Annotated in this window: 21 protein-coding genes and 1 pseudogene; 13 read left to right on the plus strand and 9 right to left on the minus strand. The window is 57.1% G+C overall.

Annotated elements, in window-relative coordinates; all coding sequences use genetic code 11:
* Positions 1–52: 52 nt before the first annotated feature.
* Both VG146_12005 and VG146_12010 read right to left on the minus strand, forming a co-directional pair.
* On the minus strand, positions 53–847 hold the full coding sequence (locus tag VG146_12005) for a transposase (GenBank protein ID HEV2393072.1): 795 nt from the start codon (positions 845–847) through the stop codon (positions 53–55).
* A gap of 42 nt (positions 848–889) precedes the next feature.
* The gene (locus tag VG146_12010; GenBank protein ID HEV2393073.1) at positions 890–1,054 is read right to left on the minus strand and encodes a hypothetical protein; all 165 of its coding nucleotides are present in this window, start codon (positions 1,052–1,054) and stop codon (positions 890–892) included.
* A 587-nt stretch (positions 1,055–1,641) separates the two neighbouring features.
* Between VG146_12010 and VG146_12015 the strand changes: the two genes are divergently transcribed.
* The 3 genes from VG146_12015 (at position 1,642) to VG146_12025 (ending at position 3,869) form a co-directional block, all read left to right on the plus strand.
* Complete coding sequence (locus tag VG146_12015) at positions 1,642–1,908, plus strand: hypothetical protein (protein ID HEV2393074.1); 267 nt, start codon at positions 1,642–1,644, stop codon at positions 1,906–1,908.
* Positions 1,909–2,683: 775 nt separating this feature from the next.
* Positions 2,684–3,325, plus strand: coding sequence for a response regulator (locus VG146_12020; protein ID HEV2393075.1), 642 nt, complete (start codon positions 2,684–2,686; stop codon positions 3,323–3,325).
* Positions 3,312–3,869 (plus strand): response regulator, encoded by a 558-nt coding sequence (locus tag VG146_12025; GenBank protein ID HEV2393076.1) that lies wholly within the window; start codon positions 3,312–3,314, stop codon positions 3,867–3,869. The genes VG146_12020 and VG146_12025 overlap by 14 nt, the downstream gene beginning before the upstream one ends.
* 627 nt (positions 3,870–4,496) lie before the next feature.
* Here VG146_12025 and VG146_12030 read toward each other — a convergent pair.
* Positions 4,497–4,676 carry a hypothetical protein gene (locus VG146_12030; GenBank protein ID HEV2393077.1) on the minus strand — a complete coding sequence of 60 codons (180 nt, stop codon included), beginning with the start codon at positions 4,674–4,676 and terminating at the stop codon, positions 4,497–4,499.
* Between the two features lie 229 nt (positions 4,677–4,905).
* Positions 4,906–5,163: pseudogene (locus tag VG146_12035) on the minus strand (Uma2 family endonuclease).
* Positions 5,164–5,345: 182 nt separating this feature from the next.
* On the opposite strand from VG146_12035, the gene VG146_12040 reads away from it, so the two are divergent.
* The 4 genes from VG146_12040 (at position 5,346) to VG146_12055 (ending at position 9,941) form a co-directional block, all read left to right on the plus strand.
* Positions 5,346–6,377, plus strand: a complete 1,032-nt coding sequence (locus VG146_12040; GenBank protein ID HEV2393078.1) for a TIM barrel protein — start codon at positions 5,346–5,348, stop codon at positions 6,375–6,377.
* 222 nt (positions 6,378–6,599) lie between these two features.
* Positions 6,600–8,723, plus strand: coding sequence for an alpha-galactosidase (locus VG146_12045; GenBank protein ID HEV2393079.1), 2,124 nt, complete (start codon positions 6,600–6,602; stop codon positions 8,721–8,723).
* 170 nt (positions 8,724–8,893) lie between these two features.
* Positions 8,894–9,268 (plus strand): hypothetical protein, encoded by a 375-nt coding sequence (locus VG146_12050; protein ID HEV2393080.1) that lies wholly within the window; start codon positions 8,894–8,896, stop codon positions 9,266–9,268.
* Positions 9,252–9,941 carry a PepSY-associated TM helix domain-containing protein gene (locus VG146_12055; GenBank protein ID HEV2393081.1) on the plus strand — a complete coding sequence of 230 codons (690 nt, stop codon included), beginning with the start codon at positions 9,252–9,254 and terminating at the stop codon, positions 9,939–9,941. Before VG146_12050 ends, VG146_12055 begins: the two co-directional genes overlap by 17 nt.
* A 126-nt stretch (positions 9,942–10,067) precedes the next feature.
* On the opposite strand, the gene VG146_12060 is transcribed toward VG146_12055, so the two are convergent.
* Complete coding sequence (locus VG146_12060; protein HEV2393082.1) at positions 10,068–12,233, minus strand: alpha-L-arabinofuranosidase; 2,166 nt, start codon at positions 12,231–12,233, stop codon at positions 10,068–10,070.
* Positions 12,234–12,532: 299 nt separating this feature from the next.
* Here VG146_12060 and VG146_12065 point away from each other — a divergent pair, with 299 nt between their 5' ends.
* Positions 12,533–13,003 (plus strand): transcriptional regulator, encoded by a 471-nt coding sequence (locus VG146_12065; GenBank protein HEV2393083.1) that lies wholly within the window; start codon positions 12,533–12,535, stop codon positions 13,001–13,003.
* A gap of 3 nt (positions 13,004–13,006) precedes the next feature.
* A complete protein-coding gene (locus VG146_12070; protein HEV2393084.1) occupies positions 13,007–13,378 on the plus strand; it encodes a DUF5615 family PIN-like protein in 372 nt (123 codons plus the stop codon).
* Here VG146_12070 and VG146_12075 read toward each other — a convergent pair.
* Both VG146_12075 and VG146_12080 read right to left on the minus strand, forming a co-directional pair.
* Complete coding sequence (locus VG146_12075; protein HEV2393085.1) at positions 13,363–14,073, minus strand: alpha/beta family hydrolase; 711 nt, start codon at positions 14,071–14,073, stop codon at positions 13,363–13,365. The genes VG146_12070 and VG146_12075 overlap by 16 nt on opposite strands.
* Positions 14,074–14,133: 60 nt before the next feature.
* On the minus strand, positions 14,134–15,579 hold the full coding sequence (locus VG146_12080) for an alpha-L-fucosidase (protein ID HEV2393086.1): 1,446 nt from the start codon (positions 15,577–15,579) through the stop codon (positions 14,134–14,136).
* 963 nt (positions 15,580–16,542) lie between these two features.
* Here VG146_12080 and VG146_12085 point away from each other — a divergent pair.
* Together VG146_12085 and VG146_12090 are read left to right on the plus strand one after the other, a co-directional pair.
* Complete coding sequence (locus VG146_12085) at positions 16,543–17,640, plus strand: DUF362 domain-containing protein (GenBank protein HEV2393087.1); 1,098 nt, start codon at positions 16,543–16,545, stop codon at positions 17,638–17,640.
* A gap of 25 nt (positions 17,641–17,665) precedes the next feature.
* A complete protein-coding gene (locus tag VG146_12090) occupies positions 17,666–19,762 on the plus strand; it encodes a hypothetical protein (protein HEV2393088.1) in 2,097 nt (698 codons plus the stop codon).
* Between the two features lie 88 nt (positions 19,763–19,850).
* On the opposite strand, the gene VG146_12095 is transcribed toward VG146_12090, so the two are convergent.
* Positions 19,851–21,251 carry a hypothetical protein gene (locus tag VG146_12095; GenBank protein HEV2393089.1) on the minus strand — a complete coding sequence of 467 codons (1,401 nt, stop codon included), beginning with the start codon at positions 21,249–21,251 and terminating at the stop codon, positions 19,851–19,853.
* Positions 21,252–21,452: 201 nt separating this feature from the next.
* On the opposite strand from VG146_12095, the gene VG146_12100 reads away from it, so the two are divergent.
* Positions 21,453–21,857, plus strand: a complete 405-nt coding sequence (locus tag VG146_12100) for a response regulator (protein ID HEV2393090.1) — start codon at positions 21,453–21,455, stop codon at positions 21,855–21,857.
* 35 nt (positions 21,858–21,892) lie between these two features.
* Complete coding sequence (locus VG146_12105) at positions 21,893–22,594, plus strand: HEAT repeat domain-containing protein (GenBank protein ID HEV2393091.1); 702 nt, start codon at positions 21,893–21,895, stop codon at positions 22,592–22,594.
* Positions 22,595–22,822: 228 nt separating this feature from the next.
* Here the strand turns inward: VG146_12105 and VG146_12110 are convergent, their stop codons facing one another.
* Positions 22,823–24,397 (minus strand): peptidase S10, encoded by a 1,575-nt coding sequence (locus VG146_12110; GenBank protein ID HEV2393092.1) that lies wholly within the window; start codon positions 24,395–24,397, stop codon positions 22,823–22,825.
* Between the last annotated feature and the right edge of the window lie 6 nt (positions 24,398–24,403).

Genomic DNA, 24,403 nt, shown 5'->3' on the forward strand with positions numbered 1-24,403 from the left:
TCACGCTCGAATTTTGTCGCTTGTGGGATGCCAGTGTTAAAATAACGCCTCGTCAGCAAAATCTGTGGGTGAACTCATTGGGTTCGGGGAGCTTTCCTAACGTGTGATACAGCACAGTTTCCATCGCTTCGTAGGTGCGAAAGCCGTAGGACCGTCTGGTCACCACTCGGATCTTGTTGTTCAGGCCCTCGACGGTGGCCGCGGAGATCTCTTCCTTGGCGCGGAACCAGTTCAGGATCAGTTCCTCGTGAGAGCGAAGAGTTCGAGCGCCCTTCTTCATGGGTTCAATCCGACTGCGCACCGCGCGCCAAGTCCAAAACTGGAGAAACTCACCGGCACAGCGCAGCGACTTATAGGTCCAAAAGTGTTCGAAGAGGTCCTTGAGTGCCCAGGCACGCACCGTAACCAGCTTCGTGCTGAGCAATCGTCCCAACTCGCGCTTGGCCTTGCCACGCACACGACTGGTGCGCCGCAGCAATTTCCAGCGCATGTTCTTGAGCCGCTCGGGCTCCACCCGGCCCGCGGCCCGCAACTGTGCGCTTTCGGCTCGACGGACCTGGTCCAGCGCCTGGTTCAATTGCGAGGTGATGTGGAAACGGTCCAGCACGTGCAGCGCCTGGTTAGCTTGAGCAGCGATGACGCCCAGATAGGGCCGCCACATATCGCTGCACACAAAGCAAAGTCCTTTCACAACTTCGGTGCCCAGGGCCTTCAAGCCCCGGCGCAACGTGGCCTGGGTGCGGCGCTTGCCCACCCACAGCAAACGGCGGCAGTGGCGGTCAATCTGGTAGATCACCGTCAGGAAATTGTCCGCCCGCGTGCTCTTGCCCCAGTGAATCTCGTCCACACCGATGGCTTGAACAGCTTGAAGTTGCCGATGCGCCAGACCCTATTGCACAAACCACTCGACCGAGCGATACACGCATTCCCAACTGGTGTGGAAGGCGCGCGCCGGACATATTGAAGGATAGGTGTATTTGCCGAATTTGCCTCCCTGGGCCAATAAGGTAGTGGGCAAACGTGTCTGCATAATCTCAGGGACATTAGCGGTCATTTCGGCGATTTCAATGCTCGTATGGGCTTCGACCCACCTGAAATGGCATCTTGTTTCGTTGGGGTGGGCGGTAGGTCTAGTACTTTCTGGTCCTCTTCAGCGACGTGTTACCTTTGAAACAATGATCCTTTGCGGCCCGCCAATGCTCGTGTTTTTGAGCGTCGCTCTTTGGGTTTTTGACATTTGGCGTTGACATTGATCGCCTGTCCTGCTTCGCATTCCATCCATGGCACGAGCACTGCGCAATGCCGGCAGCCTCAATGCACCACCGGCCCCACCGGCACAAGACCTACTAAAGCTACAACGGCTTTGGCCAGCCCACCCTCATTTGGGGCGATGTGCCATATCCCCAGAAAATGGAATATAACGTTTATGGGGACTTGATCACCCTGACCACCTACCGCGGGGGGGAGCGGGTGGACCGGGTCGTCCTGGCCTTCTGACACAGCCCAACAGCCGACGTTACGCATTGGTCCTATGATGAGGCCACCGGCCTGCTGACCAACAAAACCGACGCTGCTGCTCAGGCGGTTAAGTTCGATTATTACGATAACCACACGCTTAAAAGCCGCATCTGGGCTCGCGGAGTGGCGAGCACCAACCTCTACACCTGCAACGGCGACCTGGTCGGAATCGCATATTCCGACGGCACCAGCGTGCTTTTTACAAATGATGTTCAATTGTACCTGAACCGGCTGGGCAAACCCGCCATCGTCATGGACAACTCGGGCGACAGCGTCCTGACCTACGATTATGCCGGGCGCATGGTTTCGACAGCCTACACAAACGGTTTGCTCGCGGGCATCACGGTCACCAATCACATCAACCCGGTTTATGGACGCGACCTGCTCTAGGTCCTCTCACGCCACGCCACGCCCTCGACCATTTATTCCGCCGCCTATGGTTACGATTCTTATGGGCGGATGGGCAGCGTCTCCTCGGGCGTTTATTCCGCCATTTACGGCGACGTTGCAGACGGGCGTAGGCGGGAATCTGGGTGTGCGGATCGGCGTGCATTCGGTGGATCTGGGCTGCCCAACCACGAAACTGTTAGCCGGCCCCCGGCGGCACTGCCCTCATCGAACTCGCCCAAATGGTCTGTATCAAGAATCAGCACCGTTGCCCTTGCCCCTGACTCCCCGGCGGTATTGGCGCGTCTTCCACAACCAAATAACGCTGGTTGGGGCTGGGGGCGCTGTGCCAGCGCCGACCCGGTCTCAGCATCCCCTCGCAAGCCCGGTGTGTCCCCTGACGCAATGACTCCGACTCCATGGCCTGGTCGAGGGGATATCCCCCACTCCTATTGCTACCGCTTCACCACCAACGGACTCAAGCAGGCTATCCCGCTGCCACCCACAATTTCAAGGGCTATAGATATCCGATTGTCTGGACACCTTGCCGCGAAACCTGGCGGCGGAATGATGTCCTCTCCTCCGCCGCCTTTAAAGACTCAATGTTACCTCGCTTTGGTGCCTCCACTTGTCCATTAATTGAACACATGTGTCAAGAATTGGAACAACCAGGGGCGGTATGGTTGATGATTTTTCCATCATAATCCTTTGATATGTTGAAAAACTAGACTTGGCACGGTTTCTGCGGTGATTTTTCCACAATTAAGCGTCCATGAATATGAAAGAACCAAAAACCGATGGCAGAAAGCGCGTGCTGGTGGTTGATGCCGATCAAGACTTTCGTCGGTACATAACGGACTGTATCGAAGCCGAGGGCATTTCCTGCATCACGGCTAGTTCCGTTTCAGAGGCGATCGAGGCCCTGGCGCGAAATGAGGTTTCGGTCGTGCTCGTGGATTGGTTCCTGGACCATGTTGCCACTGAAGTGGTGCGGACAGCACGATGCATCTCTGGGTTCATGCCGATAATCGTTATGAGCGGCAAGCCCTACAACGTGAAGATGGATGCTCTGTTGGCCGATGCGGACGAATTTTTGGAAAAGGCCCTAGGGGGCAGCGCCCTGGCAACCCGGGTCAATCGTTGGATGGGCCGATTGGAAGCCGCTCCCGATGTCTTCCTGCCCCGGCGCGAGGAGGACATCCTGCTGCTGGATGAGGTCAAGTACCGCTACATCCGGCATGTCGTTCAACTCGTGGGCAATAACATTTCGCTGGCGGCGCAGAAGCTCGGGGTTCACCGCCAAACGATTTCCGCAGCCATGACGGCCGAGGGGGACGATGAGGGCAAGGTTTATAACGGCGCGGAGCCAATCAAGCTCGCAACAACCCGAGCAGGAAGTGGGACAAATGATCGAGAATAGACAACCCGTTTCAGCAGGCTTCAACCCAGTGCACACCGGTGGAGCTGAGGCGCCTTGGGTTGGGCGCGATTTGAGAGCGGAACAAGGCGAGGGTCGCGGCGCGCGCATACTCATCGCGGAGGATGAGGCGCCTCTCCGCGAGTATTTGCGCATGATGCTCGAACTGGAAGGGCATCAGGTCACCGAGGCCAGCAATGGGGCCGAGGCGCTGAACTTATTCCACATCGGTGAGTTCCACCTTGTCCTCACGGACTTCGACATGCCGGTGATGCAGGGCAACGAGCTTGCGGCCGCCATCAAGCTATTGGCTCCGTCGCTGCCGATCCTGATGATCACTGGCTCTTGGAGTGCCCGTCGCGACGCCAGCAATCCGGTGGACGCCCTCCTGGCCAAGCCCTTCACGGGGCCTGAGCTGCTCTGCGCCCTCGGAAAGCTCTTGTCGGCCCGGCCAGAACCCGCTCAGCCCAGCGTCATTCGGACTTCGGAGAGTCCCTCCTCAACTTTCGCCCCGGAGGATGAAATGGTTGCCCACCTGCAGGCGTGACGGCACTTGAGGCGTTTCGACAACGCCCGTTCCGCACGCTAAACCTTTCGCCATGAAAGTCGCTTTGGCTCCAACGCTGGAGAATGCAGCCTCCGCCAAAGGGATAGGAAACTGAGAGAATATGCTGTACCTTTCCTCCAGGTATGAACAAGGGGCCCACCATCCGGCCTCCAGAATCACTATAATGAGCAGCGCGCGGAGAAGAGCATCCCCGATTGCAGTGCCGAAGGCTTTGAGCGGCGAATTATGAGAGAGGGTCGGCATACGCTGGCTTCGTCCGTTTGTGTTTGGCAATCGCGGTGAGCGTCCCCAGCCCAAACAGCAGGAAACTCCCCGGATGGATGGGCATCTTGTTATGGGTTCACGCCCACTATGCCTGAAACATGACATTTCGGAGCCTTGTGTCTCTGACCGTTACGGATACACTGCTCCACGTTCGCCGGTATGCGTATCCTTCCTTATTCTTCAGCGCGTGCTGAGTTTCGAGCTTACGACCCCGACGTTAGAGAGGTTGCGCGGCCGATTCGGGGTGGCGTCCAAAGTGTCGAACCACGGTTGCAGGTTGAGCATGTCGGCAGCACTTCTGTCTCAGGCTGCGGTGGGAAGGGCATCATTGACTTGGCCATTTTATATCCAGAGGGGCTTCTGAACAGCGCGAAGGCGGTTCTCGATGGACTCGGATTTCAGAGGCAGGGCGGCCCGGAGCCATTCCCCGAGAATCGACCCATGCGCCTGGGATGTGTTGAGTACCGTGGCCGTCCGTTTCGCCTTCACGCCCACGTCATCGCTCTGGGATCCGACGAGCATGACGAGATGGTTTGGTTCCGAGAAACAGCTCATTCGTGACTCAGAACTCAGGCAGAGCTATGAAGAGCACAAGAGAGCCATACTGGCGATGGGGATTGATGATTCGCTCGAATACTGCAAGGCAAAGGGACCGTTCGTCAGCGACATGCTCAAAAGGCGACACCCTGTCACCTAGCGGCGGAGTCTGGCGGAAATCATCGTCAAAATCCGCCCTCCCTCGAGCGAAATATCAGGCGCCCTCGAAAAGCGGCGTTACTGCAATCTCAAATCCTGGCAGGAGCTTCGAGCCAGCGGTTTGGCCTGAGGCGCAACGCATGGATAGCTGGTAACGGCCACTTTCCAGGTGCAGGACCTCGATGGTTTGAGCCTCCGGATCGATCAGCCAGTATTCCTTCACGCCATATTGTTCGTAGAGATCGCGTTTTTCGATGCGATCGCGATTGCGGTCCCCCAGTGAAATCACCTCGGCGGCCAAGTCAACCGGGCCCGTGCCGGAGGGGTTGCCGGTTTCTGAATCAGAGTTTCCCCGTTTTGATGCACGGCAGAAATCTAGGACCGGCTCGGTTAGTTGACAAGAGCCAACGCCTTAAAATTGGTGTTGCATTTGATTTTCAAGGCGGTTAATGCTCTGGCCCGTCAGTAACATAAAAACTCTTATTTCCAAAACCTATGGCCGAAAACTGCTTCCACCCCAGCATCGAAGGCGCGCAGCACGGCGCCAAAAGCCTCAGCCAATTTCTCGATTACGCCAAAAAATCCGGCGCCACGGGGGCGCAGCCATCCAATTATATGCTCACGACCGACAAAGGTCTCATGAGCGCCAAGGACGTTAAAAGCGCCTTCGCAAAAGCAAAAATGACCCTTGATGGCGTCTCGGCCCACTGCCCGATTTGGGTCCACACAACCGCCTGGACGGGCAGCCCCACCATCCGGCCATTCACCCCTGCCGACGTGGCAAAGAAATCCGCCACCGAAATCGAGAAATGGGCTGAGGATTATGTGCTGCGGCTGCTGGACCTCTGCGCGGAGCTTGGCATCAAGGTAGTCCCGATGTTCTGGGGCGTGGCATTTGGGTGGGAGCTGGCTACGGGCTATCCCTGGGGCTTTTGGAAGGGCGGCGATTATGACCTCATCAAAGAAGGTCAGGAGCGGTTTGTCAAAAAAACTGCCAAAATCCGCCAGCACGCCAACAAACTCGGCATCGTTCTATGCCATGAAATTCATCCCGGCACCGGGGCCATGTGCGCGGACGATTTTAATATGCTGGTCCAGATTTGTGACGGGGACAAAAGCCTGGGCGTCAATGCCGATCCGTCCCACTGCTGGGAAGGAGAGAGCTTTGAAACTCGTTTCCTGAAAGTGGCCTCGCGCATCTATGCGTGTCATGTGAAGAATTTCGTTATCCGCCCGGGCTTGCCCCTGCGCATGATGGAGCCGGGTTGGCAGAAACGCGCCATGCAATTTGTCGATATCCCGAGCGGCGACCTGAACATGGCACGGTATGTGGAGTTGCTTATTCACACGGGCTACCCGCAACGCTATTGCCAAATTATGGGTGTCAAGACCGCCCCGCTGGTAGTCGAGGCCGAAAGCGCTTACCGCGACCTGGACGCAACCAGCGCCAACGGTATCCAATACGTGCGCGATAACCTCTGTTTCCCGCTGGCCGCCGGCTCATTCGAAGAAGGCATGGGAGCGTAAAATAACAGAGAAATCAAAGCGCCAAATCTCGAACTGAGTCTTCATTCAGGGCCCGTTGGCCCCTGGACACAGCCTTTGAGAATCTCCCCGAAGCCAAGCATCAAAGCAGTTGGCAGCAAGAGCCTATCTCAGTGGGCTGGATTTGCATTCTTGAGTGATTCTAAATGTGTCTCCTGAGCCGCTGCGACTTCAACTTTTGGACCTTTTGTTTAGCCAAACCATATGATTCAGACACACCCGCCCTTTGGCATGGTTCGAAGCTTTATCCGCTTTGCCCCTCTTTTCGCAATGGCGGTCCTGGTCCACGGCCAGGAACGGTGGTCGTTCAGCACTGCCGATACCTCCCTTACGGTGATGGTCAACGCCGATCGACTCGCCATCACCTCGTTGTCCTCTGCCGGCGGCGAGCCGGAATGGATCGCGGGACCGGTTGCGGTTCCCCTGCCGGACCATGTGTTCATTAACAACGCCGTCCAACCGCTGCACTGGAGGTTCGCGGGGAATGAGGGGAGGCATGCGCTCGGCGAGACAACCCTGAGATTTGTTTCCAGTGAGCCAAAGATGGAACTGCTTTCGATCTGGCGAGCCCAGGCCGGCCCGGGACCTGTCGAGCATCATTTCGAGATTATCAACCGGAACAGCCAGGTGCTCGAAGCGCCGCTCCAACCCACCCTGGCTCTGACGTTGACAGCACCGGCGGGACATTCCCTCGAAAACTGGTGGGTGGAAAAGGGCGCCGGCCGGCCTTCGGATGCGGGCACGCACCGCGAACCCGTCGGCGAGGGCTACCGGTTCAAAGGACGCTCTACCCCGTACGCAGAGGCCACCGAGATGATCCCCTGGATTTCGATTCAGGACACGACGGGGACTGCCGGCGTGTATCTTGGCATCGAATTCAGCGGGCGGGTCGGCTTCGACGTGAGCGCCACGGGAAACCCACTGAAGGTAAGCGTCACGGCGGGCTTGGACCCTTCGGAACGCGAGTTTCGCAGCCGGTTGGATGACGGGGAGCGCTTTGTGACACCTACGGTGTTCCTCGGCTGCTATCGAGGGGGCGTGGATGACGGCGCCAATCGCCTGCATCGGTTCGTGGCGGCGCATTTGCGTCCGCCGGTTTCCGATGCGCGCTATCCGCTGGTCGTGAACAACAGTTGGGGCAGCGGCATGGCGGTGGACGATACGCTGGCTCGGCACATGATCGACGATTCAGCGGCCTTGGGAGTTGAGTTGTTCCACATTGATGCGGGCTGGTTTCGCGCGGTCGGCGACTGGCATCCTAACGCAAAGAAGTTTCCCCATGGGCTGGCGGCGGTCAGTGACTACGCCCATAGCAAGGGAATGTTGTTCGGCCTCTGGGTGGGCTGGACACAGGGGGGAACCGAGATGCGCGACATGGAAACGTTGGCGGTGGCAAACCCAAAGCAGCGTGATTGGTTTACGCGCGACTACCCGGCGACCTGGAAGCCATCCGATTTCACCGGCGTCCCGGTTTGCCTCGGCGCGGCCCCGGCTCGTGCCTGGTGCCTGAGCGAACTGCGCCGCATCGTAACCTCTTACAAACTCGATCTCCTTGAGCACGATCAGATCATGATTGTTGACGGCTGTGACCGCACCGACCACGACCACACCGCGTCCCCGGCGGATGTCGCCTACCATGCGGCCCGGGGTTATTACTGGGTGTACGATCAACTGCGCAAGGAGCATCCCACGTTGCTCTTTGAGGACTGCGTCAACGGCGGACGCACGGTGGATTTTGGCATCGTCCGGCGCACCCATTACATCAGCATTACGGACACTTACGATCCGATGAGCAACCGGCGGGCGTTTTATGATTCCAGCTATCCGCTGCCGCCGGCGATTTGCGAATGTTACGTCGAGAACCGGCCCGGCCCTTCGTTGGCCACCTTCAAGACAATGCTGCGGAGCGGCATGATGGGTTGGCTTACACTCATGTGCGACACCGGCGCATGGTCCGGGGAACAGCGCGAGGCCGCCAGACGGCAGATAGAGATTTACAAACAGTGGATTCGTCCGCTGATAAACCAGGGCGACCTGTATCACATCTCGACACGGCCAGACGAAGCGCGCTGGGATGGAACGGAGTACTGGGATTCAAAGACCGGGAAAGGCGCAGTGTTCGCGTTTCGCGGGGCCAAAGCGGTCGAAACGAGTCACGCGCTGAAGTTGAAGGGGCTCGATCGAGCCCGCTCCTACCAGGTCTGGTCCGAGGACGGAGCGGTCTCGCGTGCTCAGGTCGTCGGGGCAAAGCTCATGGATGAGGGCCTGCACATCGCGCTCAGCACCCCCGGGGCATCGGAGTTGGTTTATCTTCAAGGGCTGCAATGAATGGACCGAGTGCTCTGCCTGCGAATAACCCGAGGATTCTTGGTGTTTCCATTTGGTCTGTCGTTGTAACCTGCGACTGTGAACCCCATCGACATTCAACACCGTCAGGCGAGATTCTCCTACAGCGACGGTCTTCCGGGATTTTCAAACTCTGAAAGGGCCCTGGCCGAATGAGAGTGCGATTTTACCGGCTCATTCGAGACCTTCACCTGTACTTTGGACTTTTCATCAGCCCTTTGGTGCTCGTCTTTGCCATCAGTGTGTTTTTTCTGATACACTCCTGGCTGCCGAGGATCGCTTCAGAGACTTCCACCACCCGCGTGGTACCAGCCTTGCCGCTTCCAGGCGACTTGGCGATGCTCTCGGGACGACCGCTCATCGATGCGCTCAAGCCGGCCCTTGAGAAAGCGGGCGTCCGTGGTGAGGTTGGATTCGTTCGGCATATGGTCAAAGAGGAAAAGCTGATCATACCTGTAACGATCCCTGGACGCGAGACGACCGGGGCGTTATCGTTTTTCGGAATGGCCTATGCCCTCGTTCACTGAACCAATAGGTCCCGGCAAATCGCCGATTACCCCTCGGTTCCGAGCCGGATTCGAGCGCTGGAATCGCAAGCTCCATTTCTACAGCGGATTATTTCTGCTATTCTTCGTATGGCTGTTTGCCTTCAGCGGCCTCATCCTGAACCATCCGTCCTGGAGCTTTACGGAATTCTGGAAAAACCGAAAGCAGACGAATTATGAGCGCGAGATTGCCGGCCCCGCGCTTGAGGCAAAGGGCGACCTCGCGCAGGCGCGCGCGATTATGACACAACTCGCCATTAGGGGCGAGATTCTGTGGACTGTAACAAGGACGGACCCTAATCAGTTTGAGTTCCAAGTCCGGCGTCCGGGCCATTTTTTCTTCATCAAAGCCGATTTGGCGCGGAAGCGCGTTACCATGCAGCAAAGTGACGTGAATCTTTGGGGGGTGATCAAAGCGCTGCACACGTTCACGGGCGTTCAAATGGACGACCCTCGCAACAGCCGCGACTGGGCATTGGCTACTTTGTGGGCATTTTCGATGGATGCCGTTGCAATCGGATTAATTTTCATGGTTCTCAGCAGCTTGTATATGTGGTTCGAGATTCCTCAGAAACGCCTTCCTGGCGCAGTTGTTCTTGGCCTAGGCTCGCTAATTTGCTGCCTGTTTTGCGTTGGCTTGCGCTGGCTTTTCTGAGGGCTGCTTTACCGCCCTCCAACAAGCCGGCTGTGGTCCTCCAGCAAGCGTGCGGCGGAGAAGGCTCCGCTCTTAAACCCGTAAAAAATGACGAAGCGATGGAATGGACGTCGTCAGAAAGCCGGGTTACGGCTGCCACAGTGCGCGCCAGAACATCTGGGCGGGTCCGGCGGGCAGAGCACTGGTGAAGTTCAGCGTGGGGCCCGTTAGCGTGTTGGTCAAAACGCTGTTCCAAACAGTCAAGTTGGTTGAGCTCTCTAAGACATACCGCACACCGGACTGCCCCTCAAGCGCGAGCCCCAAGGCGCCGGGTTGGCTGATAGCAAGCACACTCAATCGCGGCGGCGCGGGGATGAGTTCAAGCAGATTCAAAGATAGCGGCGGGAAACTCTTGTTGAAGACTGCGCCGGCGGACGGAAAGTTGTTGGTTGCAATATCCTGGGCTGAAACAGGTCCATTGGTGCGCGCGGCTTCGTCTTGCGGGATGCCAAAGGAAAGGAGCGGGACCGAAAGGTTCGGCACAAAACCGGTCAGGGTCACCTGCGCATTGAAGTTGCTGGCGCTATCCTTGTTCAGCACCAAAAGCGACACGGCCCCGCTGGCGCGCCTTGCGGCGTAAGCTGAAAGCAAGGGATAATCGCTTGCAGCATTCAGAATGGTATCGCCGGGTTGGGCAAAGTAATGCATCAGCTTGGCGGCGTAGAAAGGCGGATAGCGAGTGGACAGATTGCCAATCATCCCCAGGTCGCCATTGGTGCGCCAGCCATAGAGCGATGGATCGAAACTCCCGGTCGTATCAGTGCCATTGCGCAAATCCCACCAAACAAACCCGTTGAGTTCGGTCTTCATTAATTCGCCTAAAGTGGCTGCGTAATAGAGGCCGTTGACAAGGCTGGTCGATTGCCGGCCTGGCGCGCCGGCATCGCTGTTGTTTTCCGTGCAAACCAACTCGATGTTCGTGCCGCCTGCGCCGAAATAACCTGTGATCTGCTGGCGCAGGTCTGCCACATCCCCCGTCCATCCATTGGCGCCTTGGAGCAGCAACGAATCACTGTCAGGGCAGGCAGGCAGCACCTTGGGGTCTGTGTATTCGGGGTAGCGATGGTGCACGGCGAAGTCTGGGGTCACCCCCAGGGCCTTGAGGGTCGCCAGGACAACCGGCGTCCAGCCGTAATGGACCTGGCCGGTGATGGAATTTGTGGCTGGGTGGGTTGTGTTGCCATTGACCGAACTGTCCTGGCCCGGAGTCACAACGATGCCGACCTTGATAGTCGGATCGGCTGCCTTCATCTGCTCAATGTAGAGAGCCGCGCGGTTGGCATAGGTGTAGCCGTCATTGGGTGGAATGTTGGTATCGGTTTCCCACGCGCCATATTCCTCGTTGCCAATCTCCCAGTACTTGAACCCGTAATGATTCGTGATGTTGGAATCCCGCACCCAGGCAGCCGCCTCGGCAGCCGTGCCGCTGCCATAGTTGACTGTAATGATCGCCTGAGCGCCGATATTTGTAGCCACAGAGGCGAAATCGCTGAAGGAAGTTGCGCACGTCCATTTATTGCTTTCCGTTGTATTGGAAGCCCAATGGTATTGGTCCGAAAGCGAGCCGCCAGGAAATCGCAGAATCCGCGCTCCCGCTTCCTTGAGCAGGGAAATGGATGTGGCCGTTTTAAAATTGCCGTCCCAAACGGCAGTGTTGAGGCCGAACCAGCGCACGTCCACCCCACGAACGGCCTGGCTGGCATTCAGGTTGAGATGTACTAATGCCGGCCCTGGTTTGGACGTAAGCTGGACATCATCCACGTAGAATGTGTTGGTAGTGCCGCTGCTGCGAAGTTGAATGAAGAACCCTTCGAAATCGGTGACGTTTGCGGCCCCAATCGCACTGAGCGGGATGCTGTATTGTTTCCAGGTGTTGGCCGGGAGCGTTCCGGGCAGCACGTAAGTGGCGGCTGAACCGGAGGCGAGCACGGCCTGGGCCTGGAGGCTCTGGCCGCCCCCTGCCCCGCCGTTTATCCAAAACACCAGGTTGCTGTAGAGCGTCGTGCTGAAAGGCCTGCCCCCAATTTGCAGCGCCTGCCAATAACTGGCCGACACACCAATGGAACTGCTGCCGGAATGCACTGGAGCGGTGTTGGTGTAGCTGATGACCGAAGCCCAACCCCAGTCCTGAAATCCGTTCAGCAGGTGATCAGAGTAGATCGGCAAAGGGGCTTGGGCCCGCGCGAAGGGGACTGAAGCCGCTTCCAGTGCCAGCCATGGCGCCAACCAAAACAGCCTTCGCAATTGTTGCATCAAGTTGGAGAATCATCACTCCCCAAAGGGCGGTTGGCAATTGTGATCAATTACCGGTTGGACCGTGGGATGGACTGACAGCCGCCATTCGCGAACTTCCTCATGTGATGATTTTCGACGATGAAGAGCTCGCAGCCCCGTTTCGGAGGAGCGCGGTTTTCGAAGGTGGCCGGCTGGTCTGGTCTGTGGACCCGGCACCGAAATGGCCGGGTAACCTGTTAAGCGCAAACAATAAGCCGGCACTTCGAAGAGAATAGCCGACTCAGTTGGGGATTGACCACTAAGCTCAAGTGCATTATATGTTTACAAAAGAATTGATTGTAAACAATATGCCATCCACCGTTGTCAGTTTGAGGGTTTCGGAGGACCAGGCCAAGCGCCTGAAGCGCAAGGCCCGGCGGCTTGGCCGCTCCCCGAGTGAAACCGGGGCGATTCTGTTGGAGGAGGGCCTCCGTCGTGACGAGTTCGCTTTTATAGACTTTCGGGATTCTATGCTTGGGCGCCAGGCCTACCTCCAAGGCGCCAGGCTGCCGGTTTGGATGACGGTGAAAATCGCGCGGGCAATGGGGGGAAATATCGAAAAGACGGCGGAGCATCTGCAACGCTCGCCCTTACAAGTCCAGGCAGCGCTCAATTACGCCAAGGCGTTCCCCAATGAGATTGAGCACGCGATCCAGGATAATGATTCTTATGATCTGGCCAAGGTTACCCAAATGCTTCCTCAGGCGCGGTTGTTTAAGGTATCCAGCAAGAAGCCAAGCCGCCCGTAGGCCATGCTCAAACTGCTGCTGGATGAGCACCTGTCGCCCCGCATCGCGCGACAGTTCCGGGCCAAATGGCCCCAAGGACAAATCGCATCCGTCCTGCAGTGGCGGGACGGCCATTTCATGGGCGCCTCCGACGACTCGCTCCTGGCCGAGGCTCACGCCTGGGGATGGACTCTGGTTACATATGACCAGGCGACCATCGTTCCACTTTTGAAGAACTGGGGTGAGCAAGGCATTGAGCATGGGGGCGTGATTCTGGTTGATAACCGCACAATTGCCGCCAATAACATCGGCGGCCTGGTTCGGGCACTAGGAAAGGTTTGGAATGCGCAAAAGAACCTCGATTGGGAAAACGTGGTCCTCTATCTGTCGCGGTGATTCGAATTTGGATTTTTCAAATGTCCCAGCACACGATCGATCCATTTAGCGATTGTATCCCATATTTGGGCTCGAATAGCGGCATCACTGCCTCCAGACCGCTTTGGAACATGAAACGAATGGTCCGCATCCGCAAAGAGCTTGAGCGTGGCCCGTTCGCCAAGCCGCTCCACTAAAGGCCGCAACAACTCCAAATGCGCGAATTCATCCCGGCTTCCTTGCAAGAACAACATCGGAAGCTTCACATCGAAGAGATGCCTGGCTCGTTCGTCAGAGGGCTTCCCCGGAGGATGCAGTGGGAAACCCAGAAAGACCAGGCCGCGGACTCCCGGCAGTGGCGACTCGGCCTGCGCCTGTGAAGTCATCCGGCCACCAAAGGATTTGCCGCCGGCGAACAACGCCAAACCCGGGAAGAAACGCGACGCGTGGCTTACTGCTGCGCGCACCGCCGCATGCGCCACTGCCGGAACATCTGGCCGCTTGGAGCCGTGTTCCATGTACGGAAATTGATAACGCAGCGTGCTGATCCCACGTTCCGCGAACTCCGCCGCCATATCAGCCATAAACGGATGGGTCATACCGGCGCCTGCCCCGTGTGCCACCACATAACACGCGCGCGCATTGGCAACCGTCTGCGCCAAACCCGATACCCGGCGACTTTCATAGATCGCTATGACGATACTTTCAGGATTCATAGGCCGCCCTGCTCTTCCTGGAAAACCTTGGACCTTGCCATAACTATTTCATCCTGCCTATCACCTTTCCCAATCCTGCGACTCCACCCTGAAGGCGAATGCTTGCCGGCATGGGCGTTGTGTTTCCTCCTGTAGTTCCTTCGGGACCTGGATTACCAGGCCACTTTGGTCCTGGCTCCATGTTAAGTCTTCCGCCCGGCCCAGCATCTGAATTTTAGAGCCTGGTTTGGCTCGGACCAGTGTTGTGCGCAAGGACTCCCCCGGCCACTGCAGGCTGATGACATACACGATCTTCTTGTCCTTGGAACGCGTGAATCGCAAATTGGCCCCTTCGGCATAGCGAAAATAGGGGCGTGTCGCATAAATGCATTCGCCGTTTACTTTCAGCCAGTCGCCAACGTAAGTAACGCGGTCAATCATCTCTTGCGGCCACTTCCCGGTCGGGTCCGGTCCGAAGCCGACCTGGAAGTTGCCGCCTTTGGCCACGACATCAATCAGACTTTTGAGCACCCATTCTTTGGGCTTGTAAGTGTCATGCTTCTTGTACGAGAAGCCAGTGCCGCAAGGATAAATCACCTTCCACGGGCGGTTCATGCGGTTGGGGTCTTCGGGAATGGTTCCCTCCGGGGTCTCATAGTCCCCGTAATTGCCAATCCCACGATTACGCAACAAGATGTGCGGCTGAAGACTGCGCGCCAGCTTCGCAACGCCATAGGCATCCTCCTGGGCTTCTTTGGGCCAGCCGATGTCCAGCGAGAGCATGTCAATCGGACCATACCACGTGAGCAGTTCGGTGATCTGTTCGCGCTCTTTTTGGATGAAAGCCCCCCAGCGTTCCGGGTCGGATTGCCTGGTAAAAGCCGCATCATACCAGAAATTTCGATTGTCCCAGCCAAAATCCCGATCATGCCAATCAATATGAGAATAATACAAACTCACTCCCAGGCCGTGGGCGCGCCCTGCTTTGACCAACTCGCCGATGATGTCCTTTTTATACGGTGTTTCCGCTATGCTGAAGTGATTGGTCACCTCCTGGTAGGCGCCATCCGGCCTCCGCGCAAAACCTCTCTGCTGCGTCCGGGTGGGCCATAGGCAAAATCCTTCGTGGTGTTTGGTCGTGATCGAGAAAAACCTCATGCCTGCCCTCTGCATGATCTTCATCCATTCCCCGGCATTGAAGTTCGTGGGATTGAATTCTTGATACGAGGCGTAATAGTTCGTCAGCCAGGCTCTGTCCTTCAAGTGTTCGGTGATGATCCACGACTCGCGTCCGTTAAACCGGGTGTAAAGACCCCAATGAATGCGAAGCCCCCATTTCCAGTCCATCCAGCGCTCAACTGTCGCTTCTCCCGCGTGGCGGTAGGCCGAATCCTGGAGCCGATACCCGGCAAACCTTTGTTGCAGGCGGTCCTCTTCCTGTGCAGTGATGGGCTGTCCCGATGGCTGCTCCGCGCCCGGGGCACAAACCGCCATCAAAAGAAGAATTACAGCTAACCGTGTTTTCATAAATTTTCGGCGGAGTTGAGCCGTCCGACTGACTCATTCTTGATCCGCCATGCGGGCGAGTTAAAGAAATGGCGGCACACGAAAAACGATGACGGCCAAGCGCCGCCTCGTCGAGACTAAAAGCTACCCGTTTTTGCTCTTTTTTCTACGGCATCGCGGTCCTGCTCGGTCGGGCGGGCAAGATGGAAATCCTGGGCAAGGTGCTTGCTGCCCCGGCTGCCCGCGATGAGTCCGGGCCGAATACCAGTTCGCCAAATGACTGCGCTTGCGTTGGGTGTCAGTGGCCAAAGCCTCCTGGCTCGGCCTATTGTCCACACTGGGGCCGACCTCAGTCTTCGTGACGATGTCGCACTGCGGTGTGGTTCACCAGGCGCAGAGTGGTCAATTCAGCTCCTGCTGAGCCGTGACCAGTTGCCGGATTTGAGGTGAGGGCCCACCGGCTTCCGCTCTACGCGCTGAAGACGGTTTTCTGCCAAATTTTGCCAGCCGTAAGTGCTGATAGATCCTCACAGTGAAATCTGGCCAAAAATCGCGGCGAGGTCTAAGTTCCGAATTGTGAGCATTTATCAGGAGTTACGGGCGACTGCAGCACGGCTCGAACTAGCTTCGAGCCCCGCCGCTCCCGCCACTGTTTTACCGGCGCCATTTGATGATTTCGCTGGTCTTCGTCCTAAGAGTCGTCCTGATATTCAAGACACGAGCGCCTGGAACGTGGCCTTTTCCGATACCGGCAGACCGGTTAGATATCGTTGGTGAAGCGCCAGGGGCGCAGAGAGTCTAGTTGCATCTCCAAACCGGATAAATCTGGGCGGAGAGCTGGCAGGCAATCGCGCAGGGCGCAAAATCTCAATGCAATTTATCCTTGACGCTATAAATTTCATGCTTTAGCTCTGGTCCCATTGTGGGCATCACATGGAACAACACACATCGTTCTGCTGATGCCCTGACAGGAACCTTCCCACCATGAATCACCATACCCTCGACCGACGCACCTTTTTCAAAACATCGCTCATGAGCGGGGTTGCCCTGGCCATGCCCTGGAGCATTGGCCGCACCCTGGGCGCTACAGGCGAACTTGCAGCCAAACCAGGCGCCGCCGGGCCCTCTGGCTCCGGGGGCGCTAGCCGTGTCGCATTGACAGCCGGGGAGGACAGGGCTGACCTGGCTTTCCAGGCCCTCAAACCTTTCTCAAAACAAATCGCCACAGAGATTGGCCAAAGGCGGGTTATCCTCAAGCCCAACAATGTTGCCATCGACCGCCCGCTGGCTGCCAGTGACGCCAAAAACCTCGAGGGCGTCCTCGAATTCCTCAAGTCCATTGGCAAGGATAAAAATGTTGTGATCGCCGAGTCACCCGCCGGGGGCTCGGTCTTTGAGGGGTTTGCCAATTACGGCTACGATAAGGTCGCGGCCAAATACGGCGCTCAATTGATGGACCTGGACAAAGATGATTGCGAAACACTCTACTGCTTTGATGAAAAGGATTTCCGCCCGCACGCCTGCCGCATGGCGAAAACCCTGCTGGACTCCGGCAATTTTATTATTTCAGCGGCCAAATTCAAAACTCACGACCGCGTCGTTGCCACGCTCTCCCTCAAGAATATCGTTGTCGGAGCCGCCATCAAGCGAGGTGGCGGCGAACGGCCTGAGGGAGGGTCCTGGGCCAACAGCGACAAACCCATTACCCATGGCAGCGGTTACCGCGCCATCAACTATAACCTGTTCACCTTGGCCTCGCGCCTGCACCCGCACCTGGCAGTCATCGACGGCTACGAGGGCATGGAGGGTGACGGCCCAACCGAGGGCACGCCGGTCAATTCCCGCGTCTGCGTGGTCAGCCCGGATTGGCTTGCCGCCGACCGCGTTGCCCTGGAACTCATGGGGATAGATTTCGCCAAGGTCGGCTACCTGAATTATTGCGCCCAGGCCGGCCTGGGCCAGGCCGACCTCAGCAGAATCGAACTCCTCGGCCCGCCCCTCAAGGATTATATCAAGCCTTACAGAACCGCCCGCAATTTCGACCAGCAGTTGATCTGGATGAAACCGGTGCGTAATGGATGAACAAATCAAAAATTTTAAAATCTTCTTGGAACCCAGCAAAACACTCTTCGGGTTGGCGAGTCTCATTTTGATGGGGCTGCTGCACTGCCTGGGGTTGGCCACCGCCTTCGGCCAGGGGCAATACCATGTCAAGGCCGCTCATCCCAGGCTACTAATTGATAATACCGCCCAGATAGCCCAGCGATGCGCTGGACCCCTTGCGGAGGATTATCGCGTCGTAAGAGAACGCGCGGATGCGGCCGTTCAGCGCGGTGGCATCGAGTTCATTTCCAATCCGTGGTCCATACCCGAGGACCTGATGAATTGCGGGCTGGCCTACCTCGTCGAGCGCCAGAGCGGGCGCGACTGCCAAAAGTACGCGGATGTAATCACCAAGCAGTGGGGCGACGGGAGCATGATTGCAAACCGGGAGGGGAGCCATTTCGGTTATCACGCGCTTGCTTACGACTGGATTTACGACGCCCTTACACCCGAACAGCGGGTCCGCTACGGCGAGGCACTCGGCAGTTGGTTAAGGTTCTTTACGGATAAACCGGAGATCCTGCTCAAGTGGGGACATTGGGAATACAATCAGACTTGGGGGCCGATTCACCTCAACATTATGAATTGCCGCGATGCCCTCACGCAGAAGCTGTTCATCGCGCTGGCGATTCAGGGCGCAGGAACCAGGTTCGAATCGGACGCAACCTCGTTTCTCGATTCGTGGAACAAGAGAGTTCCAGCCGAGTGCCTTCCCGCCTTTGATCGCATGGGTGGTGTCTGGTCGGAGTCCTACGGCCATGGCGCGTACGGGCCGGTGAGCGTCATCCCCTATGCCTTTGAGGCCTGGCGCACCTCGACGGGCATTGATTACTTCAAGCAGTTGAAACCGTGGGGATTCCCTGTCGAAGAGCCGCGATGGGTCGCCTACACCATGATGCCGCACGACGAGCGCACTGCCTGGATCGATGATGGCGACGGCTCCAAACCAGCAGCTTTCTCACGGGCAGCCCCAATGCTCCGTGACGGATTGTCGCAATGGTTCTCTGACCGCGGCCGGGAGTGGCTTCGGGAACGCTGGCAGCGAGTGGCCTGTTATGATCCCGCCATTTCAGCAACACCACCGGACCACCTTCCCCTGGGTTATCTTTTTCCAGGAGCCGGGCACGTTTATATGCGCAGTGCCTGGAATGACCCCAACGCCACTTGGGCTTTCTTCGGCTGCGGGCCCCAGTTCGCAGGCCACTCGCGCGATGATGAAGGGCATTTTCTTATCTACAAGAAGGGCGCCCTCGTCTCGCGCCAGGGCGGCCAGGGACATAATGATTCCGACTATTACTGCGGTGGGTCGCTCATCTTTAACATCGTCACGATCTTCGATCCAAACGAGAAGTTCCGCCGAGACAAGGGCAACGAAAATGATGGTGGCCTCGAGCGCCACGTCTATGAGGGTGGCAGCTTCCCGCGCGAACGCGGGCATATCGTCGCTTTCGAGAACACGCCGGACTACACCTATGCAGCGGCGGACATCACCCGAGGTTACGATGCCAGGAAAGCTCGTGGAGTCACCCGCCAGTTCCTGTATCTGAGGGGCAGCAGGGAATTCTTTGTCATCTTCGACCGCGTAGAAGCCACTCAGGCCGAGTTCCAGCGCCACTTCTTTCTTCACGTTCCCACCCAACCGGAAGTCCATGGCAATCTGCTGACCTGGCTCAGCCTCCCGGAGGGAGACGGTGACAAGGTCGTGCTCTCACAAGGGCGTTCGCGGATGTTTCTCCACACGCTGCTGCCGCAGAAGGCGCAGATCGTCGTCCGCGGCGGCCCGGGCAAGGAGGCCTGGGGGCACCCCCTTGAACCGGCTGCTCAGTACAACCATATTTCCGAAGGCCGGCTCAAGCCGCCGGTGTGTCCCTGGCGTATCGAGGTCGGCGATGCAGCCACCGGACCGCGCACATTGTTTCTGCGCGTCTTCGAGATAACGGATGAAAAGACCCAAGCGCCCGCCGAGGTGAGGTTCGTGCCTCCAGCCGGCGTGGACATCGCGGGGCGCTGGCATGTCCGATTCAACCTGGCTGGCACACTCGGGGGCACCCTTGAAGGAAATCCGCTCGCAACAACGGTCTCAACCGAGAGCCAGTATTGACTTCGGCGCAAGCACACTTGACCGCCTCCCTCGATTTGGCCCAACCGCATTTGCCAATGGATGAGGCCAGTCAAGCGATTAAAGCAGTTCAACGGAGTTGGACCAGAGCAGCGCTTGTAGCTGGAAGACGCATCAATGCGACCCCGGCTTTGACCATCAGCTTTTCTGGAGGACCAGGCGACCAAGTGCCTTCCGTAGAAACCTCCGCGCCTCCCAGAGTAACGTGATCGCGGCTCTGCGCTGAAGCTGCCTCCAGACGATACGCATCTGCCGTGACGCAGCTTTTGGGTAGAACAATTTCGACCGTTGCTTCTCGGGAAAGGTCCTTGTTCACAAGCACGCCCCAAAATACTCCCTGGGCATTCCTTGTCGCATAGGCACTCAAACTGAGGGCATTCCCTGTACTGGTTACTTTGAGCAAATCCCCTTTCCCGGCAACCGCAAAGGCAAGCATGCCGTAATACTCGGCCCGCGCAATGAGTTGATTCCTCTTGTCGCGGAAGATGGGAGAATAATGGCTGATCCAACCCAACTGATTGATGTCGGTTTCCATGTTGACCCCGTTGCAGCCGTAAAGGGCCAGCCTGAACATGTAATCCAAACACCACAGGGCGGAAGCAAACGTGTCGCTCACCCCAAACTTGCCCCCACCGTAAAACGAATTCACTTCATTGATCCGGAAACAAACGCCGCTGTCGAGGCTGGCCTGTTTTAGCTTCTGAAGCGTGTTCTCCCATCTGAAATCCGGCCCCAGCAATGTGTCGATGGTCGCGTCTGGGCGCATGGCGCCGGTGCGATAATAGTGGTGCGTCAGGAGTTTCATATTCCGGGATTCCGTCCTGGCAAAGTCAATCGCCCACTGGAGATTGCCTGCAACGTCGGGGCCTGAAAATACCGAAGTCGCCACCGCCTTGCGAATGGCGGCCTTGTAATCCCGATAGGCGCTGTAATAGCCCTCGTAAGTCTTGAAACGAGGCAGCAAATCAACCTCGTTACCGATCTGGAAGGACTGCAAACGGTCTCCTAACATCTGCTGGACGGCTAAAGCTTCCTGCGCTGCCTCTTCTTTCGACCCGGTGCCGAGATTGAGTCCCCACATCGCCTTCCAACCGGTTGCCCGCAGGAAACCGGCGAGTTCCTCGATTGACTTCCGGTTGATGACGGAGGTTTCCTTCTCCGAACGCACGAGCGGCACGCCATCCGGCACGAACTTGGTATGGTCTGAAACATTGCCCCCGATGCGAACCAGCCCATGCGAACTCAGTGTCCGATAGAGCTGCACCAAATGTGTGTTGTTTGCGCTCAAAAGGCCCTGCTGCGCTACTGCGGATTTCTCGTAACCCAATCCGATGAAATCCTCCGAAATCGAGCTCAGCACTTTTTCGGGTTCGATTCCAACGCGAACAATTGCGGCCTGAGATGGAACCTGCGCTTTGCATAGAACGCAAAGCAGGAGCACCGCCACGTAAGCAGGAAGTGCGCGATTCATCTCATGAGCCTAATCGGGCTCAATGTCGAAAGAAAATGACAAAATTCGACCGCAGAAAAGGTCCAGAACCAACAGACCGGACATGGAGATAACGGCAAAGAGGCTCGCAGAGAATGTTATGCAGAGAATGTTATTGCCAAACCCTCAACTCAGCAATATGACCAATACGACGGAATACGCGTACTATTCGCTTTTTGTTTTATGCCATCAACCCATCAACCGGGCCTCGCCCACAGGATTCCACCCAAACGGATTTTGGTCGTGGAGGACGATCCGGTGGCTGCTCACACGATCCGAACAATCTTGGCCGTGGATGGTCACACGGTGGAAGTTGCTCAAGATGGCGAACAGGCCTTGGTCCGGTTTAGCGCTGGCGACTACGACTTGGTTATCACCGACTTTAAATTGGCTGAAATGGACGGGATGGAATTGGCCGCAGCTATCCGGCAGCATTCCCCGGCAAAACCCATCATTTTGATAACTGCTTACACAGAGGCGATTAAGGGCGGCTTGGGGAAAGTCTCGAATGTTGATCTTGTGCTGAGAAAGCCCTTTTCAGTAGCGGAGTTGCAAGCGGCGCTGGGCAAGGTTTTCCCGTCCAGTTAAGGTGTCCAGTGTGTATTGATCTGGAAGAATCAACGGTGATACGGCGAGCTATTCGGATTCTGCTCGGCGTGGCAATCGGAGTGGCACTGGTGGCGGGCGGGATTTGGGTTCTGATTCAAACCATCGGAGAGAAGCAGGACGTTTATCAGGGAAAATCGCTCTATTACTGGAGCGGACAAATACAGAGCCAAAACCCGGCCGTCACAAAACAAGCCACATTGGTCTTAACCCGCGAGATCATTCCCCGACTGACCAAGACCATGTTCGAGGACACGAACGATTCGAGATTAAGGCTGGCGCTGGTCGAGAATCTGAATGGGTTGCCTGGCGTGAACATCTTTTTTCGAGAAGCTGATGGCCGTCGGGCCGGGGCGGCGGCTGGGTTTGGAGAATTTGGACCGCCTGCTGAGGCAGCCGTTCCGGCCCTGCTTCAGGCGCTCCAAGGGCGCGACCTGGTCGTGCGGGGACCAGCGGCGGTCTCGTTGGGCAAGATTCACGCCAAGCCGGAAGTCGTCATTCCCTTGCTGATCACATATCTTGAGGAGGATGGCCTCAGAGAGTCGGCGGCAGAAGCCCTGGGTGAATTTGGGAGTCTTTCAAAGGCAGCCATTCCAAAACTCCTTTTGTTATTCAAGGTTCCAGATAAGGACCTGCACCATGCTGTGGGTGAGGCGATTAATAAGATAGACCCTGATGCGCTTGCGCCTTCGCTGCCAGGTCCCCCTTTCAGCAGATAAACGCCAGTTTTCCAGAGCAATAGCTCCCGCGAATGGTTTGATCTCATCTCCCTTTGTCGGAAACTAAACTTTGAGCTTGTGAGGAGTGAGCAATCAGTCCCGGGCTTGACCAAACCGCCCGACAAAGTTTCCGACAAAGGGAGAGATCGTTATGAAAATGTCCAAACTCCACGCACGGGTGTCTCGCCCGTGGGGACTCGGGCAAGATGCCCGAGCCACCGTCCGCAGTTACTGGCTCTTTGAGATATGCGAGGATTCCTCGATAAAGCGGGCGAGGTCGTTTTTCTGCTTTTTGAGGTCGGGCAGGTTGAGGTACGTCATGTGACCGGACGTATAAGTATCAATGGTGATGTTCTTCAGCAGTTCAGGGTCAACCTGGAGATGGTCGAAGGTGTAGCGCACGGCTAGCCAAGGCGTGGCCAGGTCGTAAAAACCGCTCGACACGTGCACCCGGAGGTACGGGTTCCGGGTTAGGCTGTCAGCCAGCGTCTCCGCCACGTTCAAATATCCCATCTCCTCGCCCCAATTCCACGGGCCCACGCTCACCAATACTTCATAGGCCAGATCGGTTTTGTAATTCAACTCGGTCCGGACATAATTGTTGAAAGTGGAGGCGAACACGCTGATGACGGCTTCTTCGGTTGGGTCGTACTCCATTCGACTGGAGAGTTGATCGCGCACAAAACCCGTATAGCGCGCGTCAAAGCGGCCAATCACGCGGTGATCGGGGCGCAATAACTCTTCTGCAAAGTGGCTGAGCGAAACGCGCAAGTTCGCCCGCTCGATGTAATCCTCGGGCAGTCCGGTGAAGTGGGCGAGCTGCCCCTCGACCGCCTTCCGCTGGTCCGGCGAAAGGGATGCGCCGCGAACCAGGGCGTCATTATATTGGGCGGTGGCGAAGGCCTCCGCCTTGTCCATGGCCTGGTCCACGGGCAATTGTTCCAGCTCCGGGGAGAGCTTTTTGTGGTACCAGGCCGCCGCCGTGTAGCTGGGAAGGTACAGTAGGTAGGGCAGATCGTTGCCGCGCGCAAAGTCCAGCGTCTCGAAATTCAGCACGGTCGAAACCAGCATAATGCCGTTTACGTTCATCCGTTGGTTGTCTCTGAGTTCACCCGACAGCGCGGCAGCCCGCGTCGTACCGTAGCTCTCGCCGATGATGAATTTTGGCGAATCCCAGCGCGTATTGCGCGTGACGTAGAGCCGGATGAAATCCGCCACCGACCGCACGTCTCCCTGGACGCCATGAAATTTCTTGGCGTCCTCCGGTTTGACGGCGCGGCTGAACCCGGTGCTGACCGGGTCGATGAACACCAGGTCGGATTCATCCAGCAACGAGAATTCGTTATCCACCAGTTTATAAGGGGGAGGGTAGGGTTGGCCGTCTTCCTTGAGCAGCACCCGGCGGGGTCCCAGCAAACCCATGTGCAGCCAGACCGATGAAGAACCAGGCCCGCCGTTAAATGCGAAAGTGACCGGGCGGCGCGACAGGTCTTCGACGCCGTCTTTGGTATAGGCGATGTAAAAAATACTGGCTGTGGGTTTCTGCTCGGCATCGCGCAGCAACATCGTTCCAGCCACAGCGGTGTAGTTCAATTTCTGACCGTTGATCGTAATGCTGTGCTGCGTCTTAACTTCCTGGTCCTTGGGTTTAGGCGGCTTTTCGTCGTCCTTGCCTGGCCCCTCGGATTTTTTATCTGGGGCTTTTTCAGAGGATTTCGGAGAGGCATCGGCATCGGCGGCGCGCAACCGGACCTGGAAGCTCGACACCATCAGGCACAAAAAAAGAAGCAAACCCTTTTGCATGGCAGA

The organism is Verrucomicrobiia bacterium, from assembly GCA_035946615.1.
Classification (GTDB): Bacteria; Verrucomicrobiota; Verrucomicrobiia; order Limisphaerales; family UBA8199; genus DASYZB01.

Excerpts from the sequence above, each read along its gene's own strand:
- VG146_12085 (HEV2393087.1), top strand. The coding sequence starts at position 16,543 with ATGAATCACCATACCCTCGACCGACGCACCTTTTTCAAAACATCGCTC.
- VG146_12030 (HEV2393077.1), bottom strand. The coding sequence starts at position 4,676 with ATGCTCGTCGGATCCCAGAGCGATGACGTGGGCGTGAAGGCGAAACGG.
- VG146_12020 (HEV2393075.1), top strand. The coding sequence starts at position 2,684 with ATGAAAGAACCAAAAACCGATGGCAGAAAGCGCGTGCTGGTGGTTGAT.
- VG146_12065 (HEV2393083.1), top strand. The coding sequence starts at position 12,533 with ATGTTTACAAAAGAATTGATTGTAAACAATATGCCATCCACCGTTGTC.
- VG146_12095 (HEV2393089.1), bottom strand. The coding sequence starts at position 21,251 with ATGAATCGCGCACTTCCTGCTTACGTGGCGGTGCTCCTGCTTTGCGTT.
- VG146_12080 (HEV2393086.1), bottom strand. The coding sequence starts at position 15,579 with ATGAAAACACGGTTAGCTGTAATTCTTCTTTTGATGGCGGTTTGTGCC.
- VG146_12025 (HEV2393076.1), top strand. The coding sequence starts at position 3,312 with ATGATCGAGAATAGACAACCCGTTTCAGCAGGCTTCAACCCAGTGCAC.
- VG146_12060 (HEV2393082.1), bottom strand. The coding sequence starts at position 12,233 with ATGCAACAATTGCGAAGGCTGTTTTGGTTGGCGCCATGGCTGGCACTG.
- VG146_12045 (HEV2393079.1), top strand. The coding sequence starts at position 6,600 with ATGATTCAGACACACCCGCCCTTTGGCATGGTTCGAAGCTTTATCCGC.
- VG146_12110 (HEV2393092.1), bottom strand. The coding sequence starts at position 24,397 with ATGCAAAAGGGTTTGCTTCTTTTTTTGTGCCTGATGGTGTCGAGCTTC.
- VG146_12055 (HEV2393081.1), top strand. The coding sequence starts at position 9,252 with ATGCCCTCGTTCACTGAACCAATAGGTCCCGGCAAATCGCCGATTACC.
- VG146_12010 (HEV2393073.1), bottom strand. The coding sequence starts at position 1,054 with ATGACCGCTAATGTCCCTGAGATTATGCAGACACGTTTGCCCACTACC.
- VG146_12075 (HEV2393085.1), bottom strand. The coding sequence starts at position 14,073 with ATGAATCCTGAAAGTATCGTCATAGCGATCTATGAAAGTCGCCGGGTA.
- VG146_12070 (HEV2393084.1), top strand. The coding sequence starts at position 13,007 with ATGCTCAAACTGCTGCTGGATGAGCACCTGTCGCCCCGCATCGCGCGA.
- VG146_12050 (HEV2393080.1), top strand. The coding sequence starts at position 8,894 with ATGAGAGTGCGATTTTACCGGCTCATTCGAGACCTTCACCTGTACTTT.
- VG146_12040 (HEV2393078.1), top strand. The coding sequence starts at position 5,346 with ATGGCCGAAAACTGCTTCCACCCCAGCATCGAAGGCGCGCAGCACGGC.
- VG146_12100 (HEV2393090.1), top strand. The coding sequence starts at position 21,453 with ATGCCATCAACCCATCAACCGGGCCTCGCCCACAGGATTCCACCCAAA.